The 18109-nt window shown below is 71.2% G+C and carries 13 protein-coding genes and 1 pseudogene; 8 read left to right on the top strand and 6 right to left on the bottom strand.

The window, feature by feature from the left end:
- Window positions 1-17: 17 nt before the first annotated feature.
- Both ACIBI9_RS21550 and ACIBI9_RS21545 read left to right on the top strand, forming a co-directional pair.
- On the top strand, window positions 18-2012 hold the full coding sequence (locus ACIBI9_RS21550) for an AAA family ATPase (RefSeq protein WP_397223930.1): 1995 nt from the start codon (window positions 18-20) through the stop codon (window positions 2010-2012).
- Between the two features lie 15 nt (window positions 2013-2027).
- Complete coding sequence (locus ACIBI9_RS21545) at window positions 2028-2723, top strand: LuxR C-terminal-related transcriptional regulator (protein WP_397223929.1); 696 nt, start codon at window positions 2028-2030, stop codon at window positions 2721-2723.
- 24 nt (window positions 2724-2747) lie between these two features.
- Here ACIBI9_RS21545 and ACIBI9_RS21540 read toward each other — a convergent pair whose 3' ends face one another.
- The 4 genes and pseudogenes from ACIBI9_RS21540 to tnpA form a co-directional block, all read right to left on the bottom strand.
- Window positions 2748-4403 (bottom strand): ABC-F family ATP-binding cassette domain-containing protein, encoded by a 1656-nt coding sequence (locus tag ACIBI9_RS21540; protein WP_397223928.1) that lies wholly within the window; start codon window positions 4401-4403, stop codon window positions 2748-2750.
- Window positions 4396-6021 (bottom strand): ABC-F family ATP-binding cassette domain-containing protein, encoded by a 1626-nt coding sequence (locus tag ACIBI9_RS21535; protein WP_397223927.1) that lies wholly within the window; start codon window positions 6019-6021, stop codon window positions 4396-4398. Before ACIBI9_RS21535 ends, ACIBI9_RS21540 begins: the two co-directional genes overlap by 8 nt.
- A gap of 190 nt (window positions 6022-6211) precedes the next feature.
- Window positions 6212-7765 (bottom strand): RNA-guided endonuclease InsQ/TnpB family protein, encoded by a 1554-nt coding sequence (locus ACIBI9_RS21530; protein WP_397223926.1) that lies wholly within the window; start codon window positions 7763-7765, stop codon window positions 6212-6214.
- A gap of 6 nt (window positions 7766-7771) precedes the next feature.
- Window positions 7772-8169: pseudogene (gene tnpA / locus ACIBI9_RS21525) on the bottom strand (IS200/IS605 family transposase).
- A 546-nt stretch (window positions 8170-8715) separates the two neighbouring features.
- Here tnpA and ACIBI9_RS21520 point away from each other — a divergent pair.
- A complete protein-coding gene (locus tag ACIBI9_RS21520) occupies window positions 8716-9699 on the top strand; it encodes a LacI family DNA-binding transcriptional regulator (RefSeq protein ID WP_397224188.1) in 984 nt (327 codons plus the stop codon).
- A gap of 308 nt (window positions 9700-10007) precedes the next feature.
- On the opposite strand, the gene ACIBI9_RS21515 is transcribed toward ACIBI9_RS21520, so the two are convergent.
- Window positions 10008-11504 (bottom strand): alpha-N-arabinofuranosidase, encoded by a 1497-nt coding sequence (locus ACIBI9_RS21515; RefSeq protein ID WP_397223925.1) that lies wholly within the window; start codon window positions 11502-11504, stop codon window positions 10008-10010.
- A 208-nt stretch (window positions 11505-11712) separates the two neighbouring features.
- Here ACIBI9_RS21515 and ACIBI9_RS21510 point away from each other — a divergent pair, with 208 nt between their 5' ends.
- Genes ACIBI9_RS21510 through ACIBI9_RS21500 form a run of 3 tightly spaced genes read left to right on the top strand, consistent with a single transcriptional unit; the run spans window position 11713 to window position 14838 of the window.
- Entirely contained in the window at window positions 11713-13047 is a 1335-nt protein-coding gene (locus ACIBI9_RS21510) for an extracellular solute-binding protein (protein ID WP_397223924.1), read from the top strand.
- A 40-nt stretch (window positions 13048-13087) separates the two neighbouring features.
- The gene (locus ACIBI9_RS21505) at window positions 13088-14008 is read left to right on the top strand and encodes a carbohydrate ABC transporter permease (RefSeq protein ID WP_397223923.1); all 921 of its coding nucleotides are present in this window, start codon (window positions 13088-13090) and stop codon (window positions 14006-14008) included.
- On the top strand, window positions 14005-14838 hold the full coding sequence (locus ACIBI9_RS21500) for a carbohydrate ABC transporter permease (protein ID WP_397223922.1): 834 nt from the start codon (window positions 14005-14007) through the stop codon (window positions 14836-14838). Before ACIBI9_RS21505 ends, ACIBI9_RS21500 begins: the two co-directional genes overlap by 4 nt.
- On the opposite strand, the gene ACIBI9_RS21495 is transcribed toward ACIBI9_RS21500, so the two are convergent.
- A complete protein-coding gene (locus ACIBI9_RS21495; protein ID WP_397223921.1) occupies window positions 14832-15986 on the bottom strand; it encodes a hypothetical protein in 1155 nt (384 codons plus the stop codon). The genes ACIBI9_RS21500 and ACIBI9_RS21495 overlap by 7 nt on opposite strands.
- Window positions 15987-16075: 89 nt before the next feature.
- Here ACIBI9_RS21495 and ACIBI9_RS21490 point away from each other — a divergent pair, with 89 nt between their 5' ends.
- Together ACIBI9_RS21490 and ACIBI9_RS21485 are read left to right on the top strand one after the other, a co-directional pair.
- A complete protein-coding gene (locus ACIBI9_RS21490; RefSeq protein ID WP_397223920.1) occupies window positions 16076-16921 on the top strand; it encodes a sulfotransferase family protein in 846 nt (281 codons plus the stop codon).
- Window positions 16918-18108, top strand: a complete 1191-nt coding sequence (locus tag ACIBI9_RS21485; protein WP_397223919.1) for a glycosyltransferase family 4 protein — start codon at window positions 16918-16920, stop codon at window positions 18106-18108. The genes ACIBI9_RS21490 and ACIBI9_RS21485 overlap by 4 nt, the downstream gene beginning before the upstream one ends.
- The last annotated feature ends 1 nt before the right edge of the window (window position 18109 follow it).

The following is an 18109-nucleotide window of genomic DNA, read 5'->3' as shown; positions in this document are numbered from 1 at the left end:
GTTCAGGTGGGGGTCCGATGTTGTACGGGCGTCAGGCGGAACTGTCCGTCATCGGCGAGTTGCTCGAGAGCCGGTCGGGCACACTGATCGTGCGTGGCGAGGCGGGCATCGGCAAGTCCGCTCTCCTGGAGCACGCCGCCGCGAAAGCGCGGGGGCGCGTGCTGCGTGTGACCGGCGTCGAGTCCGAGGCCGATCTGCCGTTCGCCGCCCTGCACCGGCTGCTCCGTCCGGTGCTCGATCACCTCGAGCCGCTGCCGGCGCAGCAGGCGGAGGCGTTACGCGGCGCGCTGGCTCTGGGCGACGCCCCGCGGGGAGACCGCTTCCTCGTCGGGCTGGCCACCCTCAGCCTGCTCGTGGAGCTGTCGGCCGAGACACCGGTGCTCTGCCTGGTCGACGACGCGCAGTGGCTGGATGGCGAATCGGCCGACGCGCTGCTGTTCGCCGCGCGCCGCCTGCACGCCGAACCCGTCATGATCCTGCTCGCCGCCCGAGAAGCCTTCCGCACGACCGAGCTGCCCGAGCTGCGGCCGGGAAAGCTGGACGCCGAGACCGCGCGGAGGCTTCTCACCGAGCAGGCGGCGGACCTGCCGCCTACCGTACGCGACCAGCTCGTCGCCGAGGCTCAGGGCAACCCGCTCGCCCTGATCGAGCTGCCCCGCATGCTCACCGCCGAGCAGCGCAGGAGCGCCCTGGTCCCGCTGTCCTTCTCCCTCGGTACGGCACAGCCGGTGACGGAGAGGGTGCTGCTCGGCTTCCGCGACCGGATAGCAGCGCTTCCCGAGGCCACCCGCTCCTGTTTGCTGGTGGCGGCCCTCGATCATCACGACGAGCTGGACGTGCTCGCACGAGCCGCCGGCCTGCTCGGCGCCTCGCTGGTCGACTTCGCCGCAGCCGAGCGCGCCGGCCTGGCCCGCACGTCCTCGGTGAGTGTCGTCTTCCACCATCCGCTGGTGCGCACCGCGGTTCTGCTGGCCTGCGACATCGCCGCCCGGATGGCCGCCCACCGGGCGCTGGCGGAGGCGGTCGACGATGACCGGCGGGCCTGGCACCTGGCCGCCATCACCCTGCAGCCCGACGAGGAGGTGGCCGGGCAGCTGGAGTGCCTGGCCGTGCGCGCCCGGCTGCGCGGCGGGCAGGCGGCGGTGTCGGCGGCCTACGCGCGGGCGGCGGAGCTGTCCCCCGATACCGCCGAAGCCGTACGCCGGTGGACGGCCGCAGCCCAGGCCGCGGTCGAGGCGGGCCTGTGGCTGCTTGCGGGTGAGCAGGTGGACAGGGCACGACACCTGGCCGAGACGACGACGCCGAGGCGGGCCGTCCTGGCCGAGCTGGCCCACGTGCGCGCGAAGCTGGAGATAGAGGCGGGCCGGCCGCTGGAGGCCGCCCGCCTGCTGCACGAAGGCGCCGAGGCGGCCGACGACCTGCCCACCAGGCTGTCGCTGCTCGGCATGGCCGGGTATTACATCTGGGCCAGCGCCACCCACCCCGACCAGGTGCCGCTTGCCCGCCGTACGGAAGAACTGACCCCGGACGGCGCGGGCCTGCCCGCAGTGGTGCGCGGCATCAACAAGGCCTTTCGCCTGATTCTCGAGGGCGGCTCGGTGGCCGGACAGGCCCACCTCACGCCGGACCCGGCCGAGCACATGCCGTCCGAGCTGCGCTTTGTCGTCGCCTTCCAGTCACTGCACCGCGCCGACCTGGTGGGCATGCTCAAGGAGGCGGTCGAACTCGTCGAGGACTGCCGGACGCAGGGACGGCTGGGGCGCCTGCCGCAGGCGATGACTCTTCTGTCCATCGCCCAGTTGCTGAACGGCAGGCACCCTGCCGGGCGCGCCACGGCGGCCGAGGGGATGGCGCTGGCCGCTGACCTGGGCCAGCCGTTGTGGCGCGGTTATCTGGCCGGGGTGCACGCCTGGCTGTCCGCGGTCGCCAGCGCGGAGGAGGAGGCCTCGGCGCTGGCCGATGAGGCGATCCGCGAGGCCGACGCCCGCGGCTGGATGCCCGCAGCCTGCTAGGCCGAGTGCGCGCGGGTGATCCTCGACTTCGGGCTGGGCCGCTACGAAGCCGTGCTCGACCGAGTGGACCGGGCGATGGCGGGTCCCACGCGCCATGCCTTCATCTGGCGCTACTGCTGGGCGGACTACATCGAGGCCGCTGTCCGGGTGGGAGATCGACAGCGCATGTCGGACCGGCTGCGGGCGTACACGGAGTGGGCCGAGGCCACGCGTCAGGCCGTACCTCTCGCCGTCCTCCACCGCATCCGCGCACTGCTGGCCTCCGACGATCAGGCAGGCGGGCTGTTCGAGCGGGCGCTGGCCCTGCACGCCGAGGGCGACCAGCCTTTCGACGAGGCGCGTACCCGCCTGGTCTACGGCGAGTGGCTGCGCCGACACCGAGGCCGCGCCGAGGCCCGCAGCCATCTGCAGAGAGCCAAGGAGGCGTTCGACCGCCTGGGTGCCGCGCCTTGGTCCGCTCGCGCGGCCGGTGAGCTGCGCGCCGCCGGCGTCTCGGTCCCCAACCGCGCCACCGACGACCCGCTGGCCTCTCTCACCCCGCAGGAACTCCAGGTCGTACGGCTGGCCGTCACGGGAGCGTCCAACCGCGAGATAGCCACCCAACTGTTCCTGAGCCCGCGTACGGTCGCCTCCCACCTCTACAATGCCTTCCCCAAGCTGGGCATCACCTCCCGCGCCGAGCTGGCACGGCTCACACCCGGCGGTAGGTGATCGGCCGCACGGCGACGCCGTCCGTCAAGAGTCACAAAGCCGGACGTGACGGCCCTGCCAGCGCGCTCGCAACCACCGGTCGTGGCTGGCGATCACGATCGCGCCGGGTCCTGCGGCGCCCATCGCCTCCTCCAGCTCGTCGGAGAGGCGGGGCGAGAGGTGGTTGGTGGGCTCGTCGAGCAGGAGCACCTCCGGCGGGTCCGCCACCAGCAGCGCCAGCGCGAGCCGTCGGCGCTGGCCGACCGACAGCTCCCCCACCCGCAGGTCCACGTCCCGCGCGCCGATCAGGCCGAGGGAGCGCAGCGGGACTGACTCGGCGCGCTCCGCTCCCAGGGCCAGCTCGTACGTCTCCCGCACCGTGCGGTCCGGCCGCTCGAACACGGTGTCCTGGGCCAGCAGCCCGACGGTCAGCCCACCCCGCCGCCGCACCTCGCCCTCCGCGTCGAGCCGGCCGGCCAGCACCGCCAGGAGCGTCGACTTGCCCGCCCCGTTCGGCCCCGTGACCAGCAGGCGCTCCCCGGGCGACACGTCGAGCCGGTCGATGGCGAGCCGTCCCGGCACCCGCACCCCGCGCAACGACAGCAGGGGCGCGTCGAGAGCGGAGTCCTCCGGCGCGTGGGCGGCCAGGGCAGGAGCGGCATCCTCCGGCGCGTGAGTGGCCAGGGCGGGAGCGTGGAAGCGGAGCGGCGCCGGTGGAGGGGGCACCTGGTCGCGTTCCAGCTCGGCCAGCCGCCGGGCGGCGTTGCGCACCCGGCGCGAGATCTGGCTCTGGACGCGCCCGCCGCGGTGCCCGTACCCCATCTTCTCGTTGTCGCGCCGCAGCCCGTCCAGCGCCACCCGCCGCGCCGTCACCGCGACGGACCGGCGCAGCTCGCCGAGCTCCTCCTGCTCCTCCACGTGCCGCCGCTCCCAGCGCTCCCGCTCGGCGCGCTTCTCGGCCAGGTACGCGCCGTACCCGCCCCCGTACCGGACGGGCCCGTCCACCGCGGGGTCGAGATCGACCAGGTCCGTGCAGACCGCGTCCAGGAACGCCCGGTCGTGGCTGGCCACGACCACCACCCCGGTCATGCCGCACAGTTGCTCCTCCACGAACATCGCGGCGGCGTCGTCCAGGTGGTTGGTGGGCTCGTCGAGCAGCAGCGCCGCGGGCCGTCTGATGAGCAGCGCCGCCAGGGCGAGCCGCCCGCGCTGCCCGCCCGACAGCGACGCGAGCGCGCGGGAAAGCGGCACGCCGCCCAGGCCGAGCCGGTCGAGGACGATCTCCGCGCGCCGGTCCGCGTCCCAGGACTCGCGCTGTTGCGCCTGGTCGAGCCGGGCCCCGTACGCTTCGAGCAGAGCGGCGTCGTCCGGGGCGTCGGCGAGCGCCCGGGTGAGCCGGTCGAGTTCGGCCAGGTCCGCGCGCGCCTCGCGCAGGGCGTCGTCGAGCACGTCGGCGATCGTGGCCCGGCCGTCGAACGGCAGCTCCTGGTGCAGGAAGCCGAGGTCGGCGGGGCGGACGACGGCGCCGGAGTCGGGCTGGTCCACCCCCGCCAGCAGCCGCAGCAGGGTGGACTTGCCCACGCCGTTCTCGCCGATCAACCCGATCCGGCGGCCGGGGGCGGCGGTGAGGGTGACGCCGTCGAGCACGCGCCGCGTGCCCAGCGTCCGTACGAGGTCGCGGGCGAGCAGCGCGTCACTCACCGGCGGGCCCTCCGGTCTCCAGCAGCCGGCCGCCGGACAGCTCCAGCCACCGCTCCACCCCGATCTCCGCGAGGAACCGCTCGTCGTGGCTGACCACGACGAACGCGCCCTCGTACGAACCGAGCGCGCTTTCCAGCTGCCCCACGCTGACCAGGTCGAGGTTGTTGGTGGGCTCGTCTAGCAGCAGGAGCTGGGGCGCCGGATCGGCGCAGAGCACGCAGGCCAGCGTGGCGCGCAGCCGTTCGCCGCCCGACAGCACGCCCACCGGCAGGTGCGCGCGGGGGCCGCGGAACAGGAAGCGGGCGAGCAGGTTCATCCGCTCCGCCTCCGGCATGCGGGGGGCGAACGCGGCCAGGTTCTCGGCCACGGTGCGCTCGACGTCGAGCAGGTCGAGCCGCTGCGACAGGTAGGCGACCCGGCCGTCGGCCCGCCTGGTCGTGCCGCCGTCGGGCTCCAGGTCGCCGCTGATCAGGCGCAGCAGGGTCGACTTGCCCGCGCCGTTGGGGCCGGTCAGCGCGATGCGTTCGGGTCCGCGGACCGTCAGGTCGATGCCCGGCTCGGCGAACAGGTTGCGGGCCTGCAGGTGCTCGCCGTGGAAGACCGTGCGCCCGGCGGGCACGTTCGTGCCCGGCAGCTCCAGCGTGATCTTCTGGTCGTCGCGCAGCGCCCGCCCGGCCTCGTCGAGCCTGGCCTTGGCGTCGCTGACGCGGGCGGCGTGCATCTGGCCCGCCCGCCCGGCCGACTCCTGGGCTCCTCGCTTCATGTTCCCGGCGAAGATGCGCGGCAGGCCGGCGTTCTTGAGGTTGCGGGCGGCGTTGCTCGCCCGGCGGTCGGCGCGCTCGCGGGCCTGCTGCATCTCTCGCTTCTCGCGCTTGAGCTCCTGCTCGGCGCTGCGCACGGTCCGCTCGGCGGCCTCCTGCTCGGCGCGTACGGCCTCCTCGTACGCGGTGAAGTCACCGCCGTAGAAGCGGACCTCGCCACGGTCGAGCTCGGCGATGCGGTCCATCCGGTCGAGCAGCGCGCGGTCGTGGCTGACCACGAGCAGGCAGCCGTTCCAGTCGCCGAGCACATCGTAGAGCCGGCGGCGGGCGTCGAGGTCGAGGTTGTTCGTCGGCTCGTCGAGCAGCAGGACGTCGGGCCGCCTGAGCAGCTGCGCGGCCAGACCGAGCGAGACGACCTGGCCGCCGCTCAGCGTCCGCAGCGTGCGGTCGAACACCAGGTCGCCGAGCCCGAGCCGGTCGAGCTGGGCACGGGTGCGCTCCTCGATGTCCCAGTCGTTGCCGATAGTGGTGAAGTGCTCCTCGCTGGCGTCGCCCGACTCGATGGCGTCCAGGGCGGCGATCACCGGGGCGATGCCGAGGACCTCGGCCACGGTCAGGTCGCCGGTGAGGGGCAGGCTCTGCGGCAGGTAACCGAGCAGCCCGCTGACGGACACGCTGCCGCCTCCGGGCCGGTATTCGCCGGCGATCAGCTTGAGCAGCGTGCTCTTGCCCGCGCCGTTCGGGGCGACGAGGCCCGTACGGCCGCCGCCCACGGTGAAGGACAGGTCGCTGAAGACGGGCGTGTCGTCAGGCCAGGAAAAGGACAGGCTGGAGCAGATGATGAACGCATCGGACATGCGAGAAGACCTCGTGAAAGAACGCGGGCGCGCCGAAGCCGCCCGGCAAAGGGGTTTCGGGGAACGACGACGAGGGCCACATCGGCGGCGGTCAATGTGCGCCTGCCGGGGCCGCTCAACCTCCGGTATCACCCGGAGATGTCGTCGTCACCTGCCACGTCTGGTCTCCTAGCTTCTGATCACGAGCTTTTCACACCATAGCACCCCGCCGGGCGCTACCTAACCGCTGATCCCTTTCGCCCGGGTCCGGGCCACCGCCTCCGCGACCGCGCCGCGGTTTCCGTCGGCCCAGCCGACGTGCTGGACGACGCGCTCGATGCGCCAGCCGTCCGGCGTGCGGAGCATGTGGTTGGTGTACGAGCCGCGCAGCAGGTAGAAGTCGCCGCCCTCGGACCCTTCGAGGAGGTGCTGCGCGCGTACATGTAGGAGTGGCAGTTGAAGCGCTCCCCACGACTGAAGTCGGGGGGATTCCAGCCAGCTCGGGGCTCACCGTAGCGTGGCCCTGAGCTGCTGTTGCTTGGCGGTTCGCCTTCCGGCCCACACGGTTGCGTGGTTTGCGCGCCCCAGCCCGCGCACCCGGTCTGGGTTGTGCGTGCTCCGCCCTCCCGGCGGTGAGGATGTTCTTGGCGGCGTTCACGTCGGCGTGCTCGGTGTGTCCGCACGAGGTGCACCGAAAGACCGCTTGGCTCTGGCGGGACTTCCGATCCACCACCGTGCACACGTTGCACGTCTGGCTGGTGTACGCCGGGTTCACGGTGATCACGTGGGTGCCCGTGTAGCGGGCCTTGCTGCGGGTGGCCAACTCGATCCGGTGCCAGCCTTTGTCCAGGATGGACCGGTTCAGACCAGACTTGCTCGCGGCCCCGTTGGGCAGGAACGCGCCCGGCTGTCCGGGGTCTGGTTTGGGCGCCACCCCGGCGGTCATGTTCTTGGTCGCCAGGGCCTCGAACACGATCAGCTCGAAGCCGGCGGCCAGGGTATGGGCGATCTTGGCGGCGAAGTCAGCGCGGCGACGCCGCACCTTCGCCAGCGCCTTGCCGAGCTTCGCGGCGGCGTGCTTGCGCCGGGCAGAGCCCTTCTGAGTGCGGGCCAGGCGACGCTGGAGCGTGGCGGCGTGTTCGACCTCCCGCTCGCGGGCGAAGAGCTGGTGGTGGAAGATGCCGTCCGAGCGGGTGACGACCTTGGCCACACCTCGGTCGATACCGACCGCGCTGCCCGGGTGGTCGTGCCGCTCCGGCGTGACCACGCCGTCTTCGACGAGGAAACTGACATACCAGTGCGTGCCGTCCCGGCTGACGGTGGCGTTCTTGACCCTGCCGCCGAGCGGGCGGGTGATGCGGAAGCGGACCCAGCCGAGCTTGGGGAGTTTCGCCCGCGCCCAGCGCCGGTTGAGCCGCTCGATGGCGATCTTGGCGCCCTCGGGGAACCGGAACGACGGCCGCGTCTTGGCCTTGGATTTCCAGCGGACCTTCCAGGTCCCGTGCCGGGCACACGCCTGGTCCAGGTCGATGAGCGTCTGCTGAAGGCAGTGGCCGGGCACCTCTGCCAGCCACGTGAACTCGCCCTTGGCCTCAGCGAGCTGGCGGGCCTGTTCGTGGTAACCGATCCACGCGTCCCGACGGCGGTAGGTGCGGCGCTGCTCCAGGGCGGTGTTCCACACACTGCGGCAGACGGCGCCGATCCGCTCAGCGAACTCTGCCTGACCAGGGGTCAGGTCCAAGCGGTACTGACGTCCGGTCAGCATCCGCGATCACCGGTTCTTCTGGTTGGCGACGTACCGCTTGACCACATCCAAAGGTGCCCCGCCCACGGTGGCCACGATGTAAGAGTTGGTCCACAGCGTCGCAAGTTTCGATGTCAAGCTCGGGAACTCCTGACGCAGGACGCGGGAAGAGCGGCTCTTGATGGCCTTGACCAACTTGTGGATCCCGAACTGCGGGTCCACCTCGACCAGCAGGTGAACGTGGTCGGGCATGACCTCCAGTTCCACCGGCCACGCGTCTTTGTCCGCGATCACCTCGCGGATCAGCTCTTTCAGTCGCGTCTCGATCCGGCCGCCCAGCACTGGCCTGCGGTACTTGGGCACCACACCACGTGAAAGGCGCACTGGAAGGCGATGTTGCTGTTCGTGCGCAAGGTCACAGCCACACGGATCAATATACGGAGTTGATCTATCTATCGCTCAAAGATTCGACAGAAGGGCTTACCCCCATGGCTGAAGCCAGGGGTCCGCGCCCTAGATCTACGATCGTCGAAGGCGCCTGACACGGCGCTTCTGTCCACCGACGACGACTGATGACGTGTCCGTGTTCCAGGGCTGGGGCAGCACGAGGGCGGCCCGGCAAGCTACCCCGCCCGAGATCGGGGCGTGCTCCCCACGGCCCATCGCGCAACCAGACGACGTGGGGGGTGGCGAGCGAAGCGAGCGGGGGTTTCCGGGTGGGCTCCAGCAGGCCCACCGCGTAACCAGGCAACGGGCGGGCCCACGGCGAACGAAGCGAGCGCAGGTTTCGGGGTCGGAGGGGGCGCTGTCTGGAATCCCGAGCGGGAAGCGCACGTCGTGAAAGGCCGTGCTTTTCTGGAGGCGGGTCGGGCGGTGATAATGGTCCGCGCGTTCGGGGTCGGCGGCTGTTAGCGTTATCGGCAAGGGGGTGAGCCTCCGTGAAATCCAGGGACGGCAGGCCTGCGGTGCTCATGGACGTAGCCGTGCTCGCCGGAGTCTCGGCCATGACCGTGTCGCGCGTGCTCAACGCGCCGGATCGGGTGCGGGCCGAGACCAGGGCGCGCGTGCTCGCCGCCGTACAGGAGCTCGACTACCGGCCCAACCAGGCCGCGCGCCAGCTCGTCACCGGGCGGTCCGGGGTGCTCGGGGTGGTGAGCATCGACACCACCCTGTACGGGCCCGCCTCCACGCTCTACTGCATCGAGCAGGCCGCCAGGAACGCCGGGTTCAACGTGAGCATCGCCAGCCTGCCCTCGCTCAGCCGCAGGTCGATGGAGGAGGGCGTGGAACGGCTGCGTGACCAGGCGGTGGACGGCGTGATCATCGTCGCGCCGCACGAGTCGGCCGCCGACGGGCTGCGGCATCTGCCGGCCGAGATGCCCGTGGTCGCGGTCGACGCCGGAGACGACATCCCCGTGCCCGTGGCCAAGGTGGACCAGCGTACGGGCGCCGCCAGGGCCACCCGGCACCTGCTCAGCCTCGGCCATCACACGGTGTGGCACGTGGCCGGGCCGGCCGACTGGCTCGACGCGAACGGGCGCATCGAGGGGTGGCGGGGCGTGCTGGAGTCCGCCGACCGGCCGGTGCCCGAGGTGCTGCGTGGCGACTGGAGCTCGCGTTCCGGCTACCAGCTCGGGCAGCAGCTCGCCCGGGATCCCGAGGTCACCGCCGTGTTCGCGGCCAACGACCAGATGGCGCTCGGCGTGCTGCGCGCCCTGCGCGAGGCCGGGCGGCGGGTGCCGGAGGACGTGAGCGTGACCGGGTTCGACGACATCCCCGAGTCGGCCTACTTCTGGCCGCCGCTGACGACCGTACGCCAGGACTTCGGCGAGGTGGGCAGGCACGCCTTCCACCTGCTGCTGGACCGGATGGCGGGGGCCTCGGTCGAGGCCCGGCGGCTGGTGGAGCCCGAGCTGGTCGTGAGGGAGAGCACCGCCCCGGCCGCGGAGGCGTAGCGGGGAGGTTTGCCCCGGTCACCCCGGCGCCCGCCGCCTCGTCTCCGCCGGCCCGTCCCGCGCCTGACCAGCTCCCGCCTCAAGCGAGGTCGGCGATCAGTGCCGCCCCCGTGGCCGTGCGACGCCGTGCACACGCCCGCCTCCTCCGGCCGACCGCCGGCGAGGTGACCAGCCAGCTCCCGCCTCAAGCGACGTCGGCGCTCTATGCCGCCCTCGTGACGGCGGCGATGAGCTCCGATGCTCCGGCGGCCGGGCCGCGTATGCGCACGTCTCGGGTCAGGGCGAGGGGCGGGCCTTGGCGTGAGTGATCAGGGGCGGGCCAGGCGGATCACGTTCCAGGAGACCGGGGGCAGGAGCACACGGGCCGGGTCCTGCTCCACGTCCGGGTTGGCCCGGGGCGCGATCCGCTCCGGGTCGTCGGCCGTGTTGCGGGCGTAGACGTCCGGGTCGGTCAGGGTCGTGGCCTCGACGATGCGGGCGCCGCCGAGCGCCCGGGTGTCGATCTCCAGGGAGAGCGGCCCGTCGGTGGAGCGGTTGACGGCGAACAGCGTCGTCCCCTCCTCCGAGTGGGTGGCCACTGCGTGCAGCAGCGGCACCTCGCCGAACTGCGCCGTCTCGTACGCGGGCGACACCGGCTCCACCCGCAGCACGTCACCGGCGGCGAGCCGGGACGCCTGCGCGAACGGGTGGAAGGTGGTCTGGCGCCACGCCCGCCCGCCCGGCTCGGTCACGATGGGTGCGATGACGTTGACGAGCTGGGCCAGCGACGCGGCCGTGACCCGGTCGCTGTTGCGCAGCAGGGTGATCAGCAGGCCGCCGAAGGCGACGGCGTCGGCCAGGTGGTAGTGGTCCTCCAGCAGCCGCGGCGCGACCGGCCAGTCGGCGGGCGGGGCGGCGTTCTGGAAGCGCGACAGGTACCAGACGTTCCACTCGTCGAAGGAGATGTCGATCCGCTTGCGCGACTTCAGCCGGGCGCCGACCGCGTCGGCGGTGGCCACGACCGAGCGGATGAAGTACTCCATGTCGGTCGAGCAGGCCAGGAAGCTGCCCAGGTCGCCGTCCTTCTCCTCGTAGTACGCGTGGCAGGAGATGTAGTCCACCACGTCGTACGCCTCCTCCAGCACCGTGGCCTCCCACGCGCCGAAGGTCGGCATGCTGGAGCTGGAGCTGCCGCAGGCGACCAGCTCCAGGGACGGGTCCACCATGCGCATGGCGCGGGCGGTCTCGGCGGCGAGCCGGCCGTACTCGTGGGCGGTCTTGTGCCCGGTCTGCCAGGGGCCGTCCATCTCGTTGCCCAGGCACCACATCCTGATCCCGTGCGGCTCCTTGGAGCCGTTGGCGATGCGCTGGTCGGCCAGCGCGGTGCCGGACGGGTGGTTGCAGTATTCCAGCAGGTCGAGGGCCGCCTCGATGCCGCGGGTGCCGAGGTTGAGCGCCATCATGGGCTCGACGCCGGCCTTGCGGCACCAGCGCATGAACTCGTCGACGCCGACCTCGTTCGTCTCGGTGCTGTGCCAGGCCAGGTCCAGGCGGCGGGGACGCTGGTCGACGGGGCCGACGCCGTCCTCCCAGCGGTAGCCGGAGACGAAGTTGCCGCCCGGGTAGCGGACGGTGGACACCCCCAGCTCCCTGGTCAGGTCGAGCACGTCGCCGCGGAAGCCGTCCTCGTCGGCGGACGGGTGGCCCGGCTCGTAGATGCCGGTGTAGACGCAGCGCCCGAGGTGTTCGACGAACGTGCCGAAGGTGCGCCGCCGGACCGGGGCGACCTTGAAGGCGGGATCGAGCGTGAGTTTGGCCTGGTGCACGGAGAGATCTCCTGGGTTTCGCGGGCGTTACGTGATCCAGATTGTTAGCGATAACAAGGAGGCCGGTCAAGAGGGCGCACGACCATGTCGGGCTGGTCGGGGAGGGGACTTGACACACCGAGTGTTACCGCTAACACTCGGGTAACCCCAACGAAACAAACGGCCCCCGACCTCAGCGGAAAGCGACAGCTCGCAGGAAGAGGCCACCGTGCAAGATCCCCCTCACATCTCCCGCCGCCTGCTTCTCGGCGGGAGCCTCGCACTCGCCGGCGCCGCCGCCACCGGATGCGCCATCCCCGTCGGGTTCGGCTCGTCCCAGACCCGCGTCCAGTACTGGCACTTCCTCGGCGCGAGCGACGGGATCATCATGAACAAGATGGTCCAGGCATTCGCCAAGGACAACCCGGACACCTTCGTCGAGGAGAACGTGCTCGCCTGGGGCGAGCCGTACTACACGAAGATCGCGATGGCCGGCTCCGGCGGCCGCTCCCCCGATCTGGCCACCTGCCACCTGGCCCGCCTGGCCGGGATCGGCGCGGGCCAGATCCTCGACCCCATCAACGTGAAGCTGCTGGAGGAGGTCGGCCTGCGGGCCGCCGACTTCAGTCCGCCCATCTGGGAGCGTGCCCACCTCGACGGCGTGCTGTACGCGATCCCGTTCGACGCCCACCCGATGGTGCAGTACTACAACACCGACATCTGCGGGAAGGCCGGGCTGCTCGGCCCCGACGGCAAGCTCAAGCCCACCACGGGCGTGGACGAGCTGGTCGCGGCGCTGAACAAGGCCAAGGAGGTGATGGGCGGCAAGCCCCCGCTGGCCTACGACGCGCTCGGCATCGGCACCGTGGGGCCCTGGCGCGTGTGGTACTCGCTCTACCCGCAGAGCGGCGGCACGCTGCTGTCGGACGACGGCACCAAGATCGCCATCGACGACGCCAAGGCGCTCGAGGTGCTGCGGTTCATGCGCCGGCTCGGGGAGGAGGGGCTGTGCGACCGGCGCACCGACTACGGGGCGTCTGTGGCCAACTTCACCAACGGCCAGGCCGCGTTCCTGTGGAACGGCGACTGGGAGACCACCGGGCTCAAGGAACGCAAGACGCCGTTCAGCATGACCCGGTTCCCCAACGTGTTCGGCTCGGGGGCGGCGCAGGCCGACTGCCACTCGTTCGTGCTGCCGCACCAGCGCAACCGCGACCCCGAGGTCGAGCGGGCCACGTACCGGTTCATCGCCTACCTGGTCAAGAACAGCGCGGACTGGGCGGTCGCCGGGCACGTGCCCGCGTACCTGCCGGCGCTGGAGGAGCCCGAGTACCTGTCTCTCCAGCCGCAGTCGGAGTACCGCTCGGTCATCACCGACGTCGCGCTCGACCCGCAGGTGTGGTTCACCGGGTCGGCGTCGCGGCTGTGGCTCGAGTTCGGGCAGGCCTTCTCCCCGGTCATCACCGGGGACCGCACGCCGGAGGAGGGCCTGGCCGCGGCCAAGGCGGCGCTCAACCGGCTGCTGTCCGCCCCGAACCCCTTCCCCGCCGAGGAGCGCCCATGACCGAGCTTGCCGAGGTCAAGGAACCGACGAAGGAGGGCGCATGACCACCACCGTCGCGGCCCCCGCGACCGCCGCCCCCGTCGCCGAGGCGAAGGTCCGGCGCGGCTGGACGCAGCACGGGCTGCTGTTCGTGGCGCCGTTCCTGCTGATCTACCTGGCCTTCCTGGTCTGGCCGACGGTGCTCGGCTTCCGGATGAGCCTGTCGAGCGTGAACATCGCGGGCGGCAACAACCACCTGGTCGGGTTCGCCAACTACGCCGAGGCGTTCACCGACCCGCGCATGTGGCACTCGCTGTGGAACACGCTGGTCTTCACCGTGCTGAGCACGGTCCCGCTGGTGCTGCTCGGCCTCGGGTTCGCGCTGCTGGTGCACCATCTGCGGTTCGTGCAGTGGCTGTGGCGGCTGTCGTTCTTCGGGCCGTTCCTGCTGCCGTCCGCCGTCGTGTCGCTGCTGTGGCTGCAGATGATCTACCCGCCCGACTACGGCCTGCTCAACGGCACGCTCGGCACCGACGTCCTGTGGCTGGGCGACCCCTCGGTCGCCATGTGGTCGATGGTGCTGACCACGGTCTGGTGGACGGTCGGCTTCAACTTCCTGCTCTACCTGGCCGCGCTGCAGTCGATCCCGCAGCACCTGTACGAGGCCGCCGCCATCGACGGCGCCTCGGCCTGGGACAAGCTGCGCTCGATCACCCTGCCGCTGCTGGGCCGCACGACCGCGCTCATCGTGGTGCTGCAGCTGCTGGCGTCGCTGAAGGTGTTCGACCAGATCTACCTGATGACCGCCGGCGGGCCGCAGGACTCCACCAGGCCGATCATCGAGTACGCCTACGACGTCGGCTTCACCGGTTACCGCACCGGCTACGCCTCGGCCGTCTCGTACATCCTGTTCGTCCTGATCGTCATCGTGTCCCTGGCGCAGCTGCGGCTGTTCCGCAAGCGGGCGGAGGTCTCGTCATGACCAAGCGGTTCAGCTTCAGCCAGCTCGTCCTGCTGGTGGTCGCCCTGGCCCTGGCGGTCGTCTGGCTCGCGCCCATCGCCTGGGCGATCGCCACCTCGCTCAAGCCGGAGACCGAGACCACGAAGGTCCCGCTGCAGTGGTTCGGCAGCGAGATCACCCTGGACTCCTACCGGCTGGTCCTGGGCACGGGCGGCATCGTCAAGTGGGCGATCAACTCGACCGTCACCGCGGTGATCGTCACGTTCCTGACCGTGCTGTTCTCGGCGATGGCGGCGTACGGGTTCGCGCGCACGCAGTTCAGGGGGCAGCGGGTGCTGCTGGCGGTGATCCTGGCCGGGATCATGGTGCCGCCGCACGTGCTGATCGCGCCGCTGTTCGCGGAGATGGTGGCGCTCGGGCTGGTCGACACGTGGTGGGCGATCATCCTGCCGCAGGTGGCGGCGCCGCTGATCGTGTACGTGCTGTTCAAGTTCTTCCAGGACGTGCCGCCGGAGCTGGAGCAGGCGGCCTTCGTGGACGGGGCCGGGCGCTGGCGGGTGTTCTTCACGATCGTGCTGCCGCTGTCGCGCCCGGTGCTGGCCGCCGTGTCGATCTTCACGTTCATCACGACCTGGAACAACTTCCTCTGGCCGTTCCTGGTCTCCACCGACCCGAACACGATGACGCTGCCCGTCGGGCTGGCCAACGTGGTGCAGGGGACGTTCGGGCTGCGGTACGCGCAGATCATGGCCTCGGTCGTGCTGGCCGGGCTGCCGCTGCTGGTGGTGTTCGTGCTCTTCCAGCGGCAGATCGTCCGGGGCGTGGCCCACACCGGCCTGGCCGGTCAGTGATCCCGCAGGTGCTCCCGCAGGGCGTCCCGGTCGTCCGGGACGCCGTGGGCGCGCAGGACCTCCTGGAGGTTGATCCAGCTCCACGCGTCGTCGCTCAGGTCGGCGATGGCCGTGAGGGCGGCCCGCCGTAGCTCCGGCGCGTCCTCGACGGTCTCCAGGAGGTCGCCCGCGATCGGGAAGGCGTCCATGGGCTTCGCGGCCGCCAGGCGGGCGATGAGGGCCTGCGCCCTGGCGGGCGCCTCGCCCGGCAGGCGTCGCTTGCTGACGCGGGCGGCCAGCGTGGCCAGGTCGCCCTCGGCGTACGGGAGCCGGGTGGGACCGGTGGCGGTGAGGAGCCTGACGACGGCGTCGCGGGCCTGCCGGGGCACGTCCTCCCCGTGCAGGTTGACCAGCGCGAGGGCGGCGACGTCGCGTACGAGGCCGTCGGCGTGGCCGAGACCGCGCTCGATCGCCTCCGCCGGCCTGGGCAGCAGGGAGAGCGCGAACATCGCCGTCGCGACCGTGACCGGGTCGGCGTCGGCCTCGGCGAGGCCGGCGAGTGCGGGCCCGGTGGTGTCCGCCTCCTCGGGGAACCAGCTCACGAGGTACGCCGCGGCCGTCCTGACCTGCGGATCCCCGTCGGTCAGGAGGGAGATCGGCAGGTTCTCCCTGACGGCGTCGTAGGAGGCCAGCATGGCGGCGTCGAACATGCGCTCCAGCTTGTAGTCGTACGTCTGCCGGACGTAGGCCCGGTCCCTGCGGACGGCGTCGTTCGGCGCCTCGTTGACCCACTGCTCGAGGTGGGCGTCGGACTCCTCCTTGCTCCTGGACTGCACGCCCGCGCTCTCCTCGCGCCAGCGCGCGATGCCGACGCCTTCCGGCAGGTGGCCCTCCTCGTAACCGAGGGCCAGGGAGGCGAGCAGATAGAGGATCGGCTCGCGGTCGGGCGTGGCGGGGTCGGCGGCCAGGCGGGCCAGGAACGGCACCGCGTGCGGGGTGGCCGGGAAGCGGGTGCCCTGGTGGAAAATGTTGCCGTAGAGCGCCGACATGGCTTTCTGGCGTTCGCCTTCGTCGGCGGACGCGAGCGCCCGAATCTGGCCGGGCACGTCCGTGGCCCTGCCGTAGGCGTGCTTCAGCTTGCCCCAGGAAACGCGATCGAGATCGTCCACGCGCGCGAGCGTAGCGGTAAATATGGGATTACGTCCGCTGTTTACCGTTGCCAGGGAATTGCCAGGAACGATGGGTAGTCTGCCTCGGCATGAACTGGCAGCGCAAAATGAACAAAGCGCTGGTCAGGTTCACCGGATTCCAGATCGAACGTGTAGGAAAAGCGGCTCCTCCCCAGCCCGTTCCCGAGATCAGACCGCCCGCGGATCCGGCGACCGACCGGCTGCTCGACTCCCCCGTGTTCCTCCTGTCCCCCGTGCGGTCCGGTTCGACGCTCCTGCGCGCGATTCTGAACGCCCACTCCGCCCTGCACGCCCCCCATGAGCTGCACGTACGCCGGCTCCGCGTGCAGTTCGACACGACCCTGGCGGCCAAGGCCATGGCGGCGCTCGGCCACAACCAGGCCGATCTGGAGCATCTGCTGTGGGACCGCGTCCTGCACCGGGAGCTGGTCCGCAGCGGCAAACGGGTCATCGTGGACAAGACCCCCGCGAACGCCTTCGCCTACCAGCGCATCGCCGCCTGCTGGCCCGATGCCCGTTTCGTCTTCCTGCTCCGCCACCCCGCGTCGATCGCCGCGTCCTGGCACGAGGCCAGCCCCGACAAGCGCACCCCCGAGGAGGCCGCGCTGGACGCGCTGCGGTACATGAAGGCCGTGCAGCGGGCCAGGTCGGCCCTGCCCGGCCTGACCGTCAGGTACGAGGAGCTGAGCACGGATCCGGAGACGGTGACGCGCGAGATCTGCGAGTTCCTGGGCCTGGCGTGGGAGCCGGGGATGCTCGCGTACGGGAAGCAGGCCGTCCTGGAGAAGGGCCTCGGGGACTGGCGCGACAAGATCCGCTCCGGCGCCGTGCAGCCCGCGCGGGAGCTCCCCGCCGCGGACCAGGTCCCGGACGCACTGAAACCCATGTGCCGGACCTGGGGGTACGTGACGTGAAGATCCGCTATCTCATGCTGCACGCGTACGGCATGGGCGGCACCATCCGCACCGTCGTCAACCAGGCCAACGCGATGGCCGCCGCGGGCCACGACGTCGAGCTGGTCAGCCTGGTGCGGCGACGCGACACCCCCCAGTTCACGCTCGACCCGCAGGTCGGGATCACCACGCTGGTGGACCAGCGCGCCGGCAGGGTGCCGGACTCGTTCGGGCGCAGGGCCTGGCGCAGGGTACGCGGCAAGATCGTGCCGAAGGGCGAGTTCGCGGCCGACTACTTCACCGAGCGGGTGGAGTGGGCGGCGATGGAGTACGTCTCCAGCCTGCGCGACGGCGTCCTCGTGACCACCAGGCCCGCCCTGAACCTGATCGCCGCCCGCCGCGCCGCCAAGGACGTCGTCAAGGTCGCCCAGGAGCACATGAACCTGTCGGCGTACCCCGACACCATCCGCAGGGAGATCGCCCGCCACTACGGCCGGTTCGACGCGGTCACCGTGCTGACGCGCACCAACCGGCTCGAGTACCAGCGCCTGCTGCCCTCGACCCCCATCGTGCAGATCCCGAACGCGGTCCATCAGGCCGACCAGGAACGTTCCCAGCAGGTCAATCCCGTCGTGGTCGCGGCCGGGCGGCTGGTGCCGCAGAAGGGGTTCGACCTGCTCATCACGGCCTTCGCACAGGTGGTGCGGGAAAATCCGGAATGGCGGTTGCGCATCTTCGGCACCGGGCCGCGCAGGGGTCAGCTGCAGGGGCTCATCGACGGGTTCGGGCTGGGTGAGCACGTGTCGCTGCGCGGGCGCACCGAGCGGCTGGACAAGGAGCTGGCGGAGTCCTCCGTGTACGCGCTGAGCTCCCGGTTCGAGGGCCTGCCGATGGTGATGATCGAGGCCATGACGCACGCGCTGCCCGTGGTCGCCTTCGACTGCCCGACCGGGCCCCGGGACGTGCTGACGGACGGGGTGGACGGCGTCCTCGTGCCGGCGCGGGACGTGGACGCGCTGGCCGCCGCGCTGAGCCGGGTCATGGGGGACCGGGAACTGCGGGTGCGGATGGGGAAGGCAGCGCACAAAGCGTCGCGTGCGTACGCGCCTGAATTGGTGATGCCATTGTGGGAGGATTTGTTCTCCGAGTTGCTGGCGGGTGAGCGCGTGACCGACAACTTCTGGACGTCCGGCAAAAGATTTACCTGAA

This window comes from Nonomuraea sp. NPDC050451 (genome assembly GCF_044458585.1).
The sequence above is the reverse complement of the archived record's forward strand: the minus strand, read 5'-3'. Positions and strand labels throughout refer to the sequence as shown.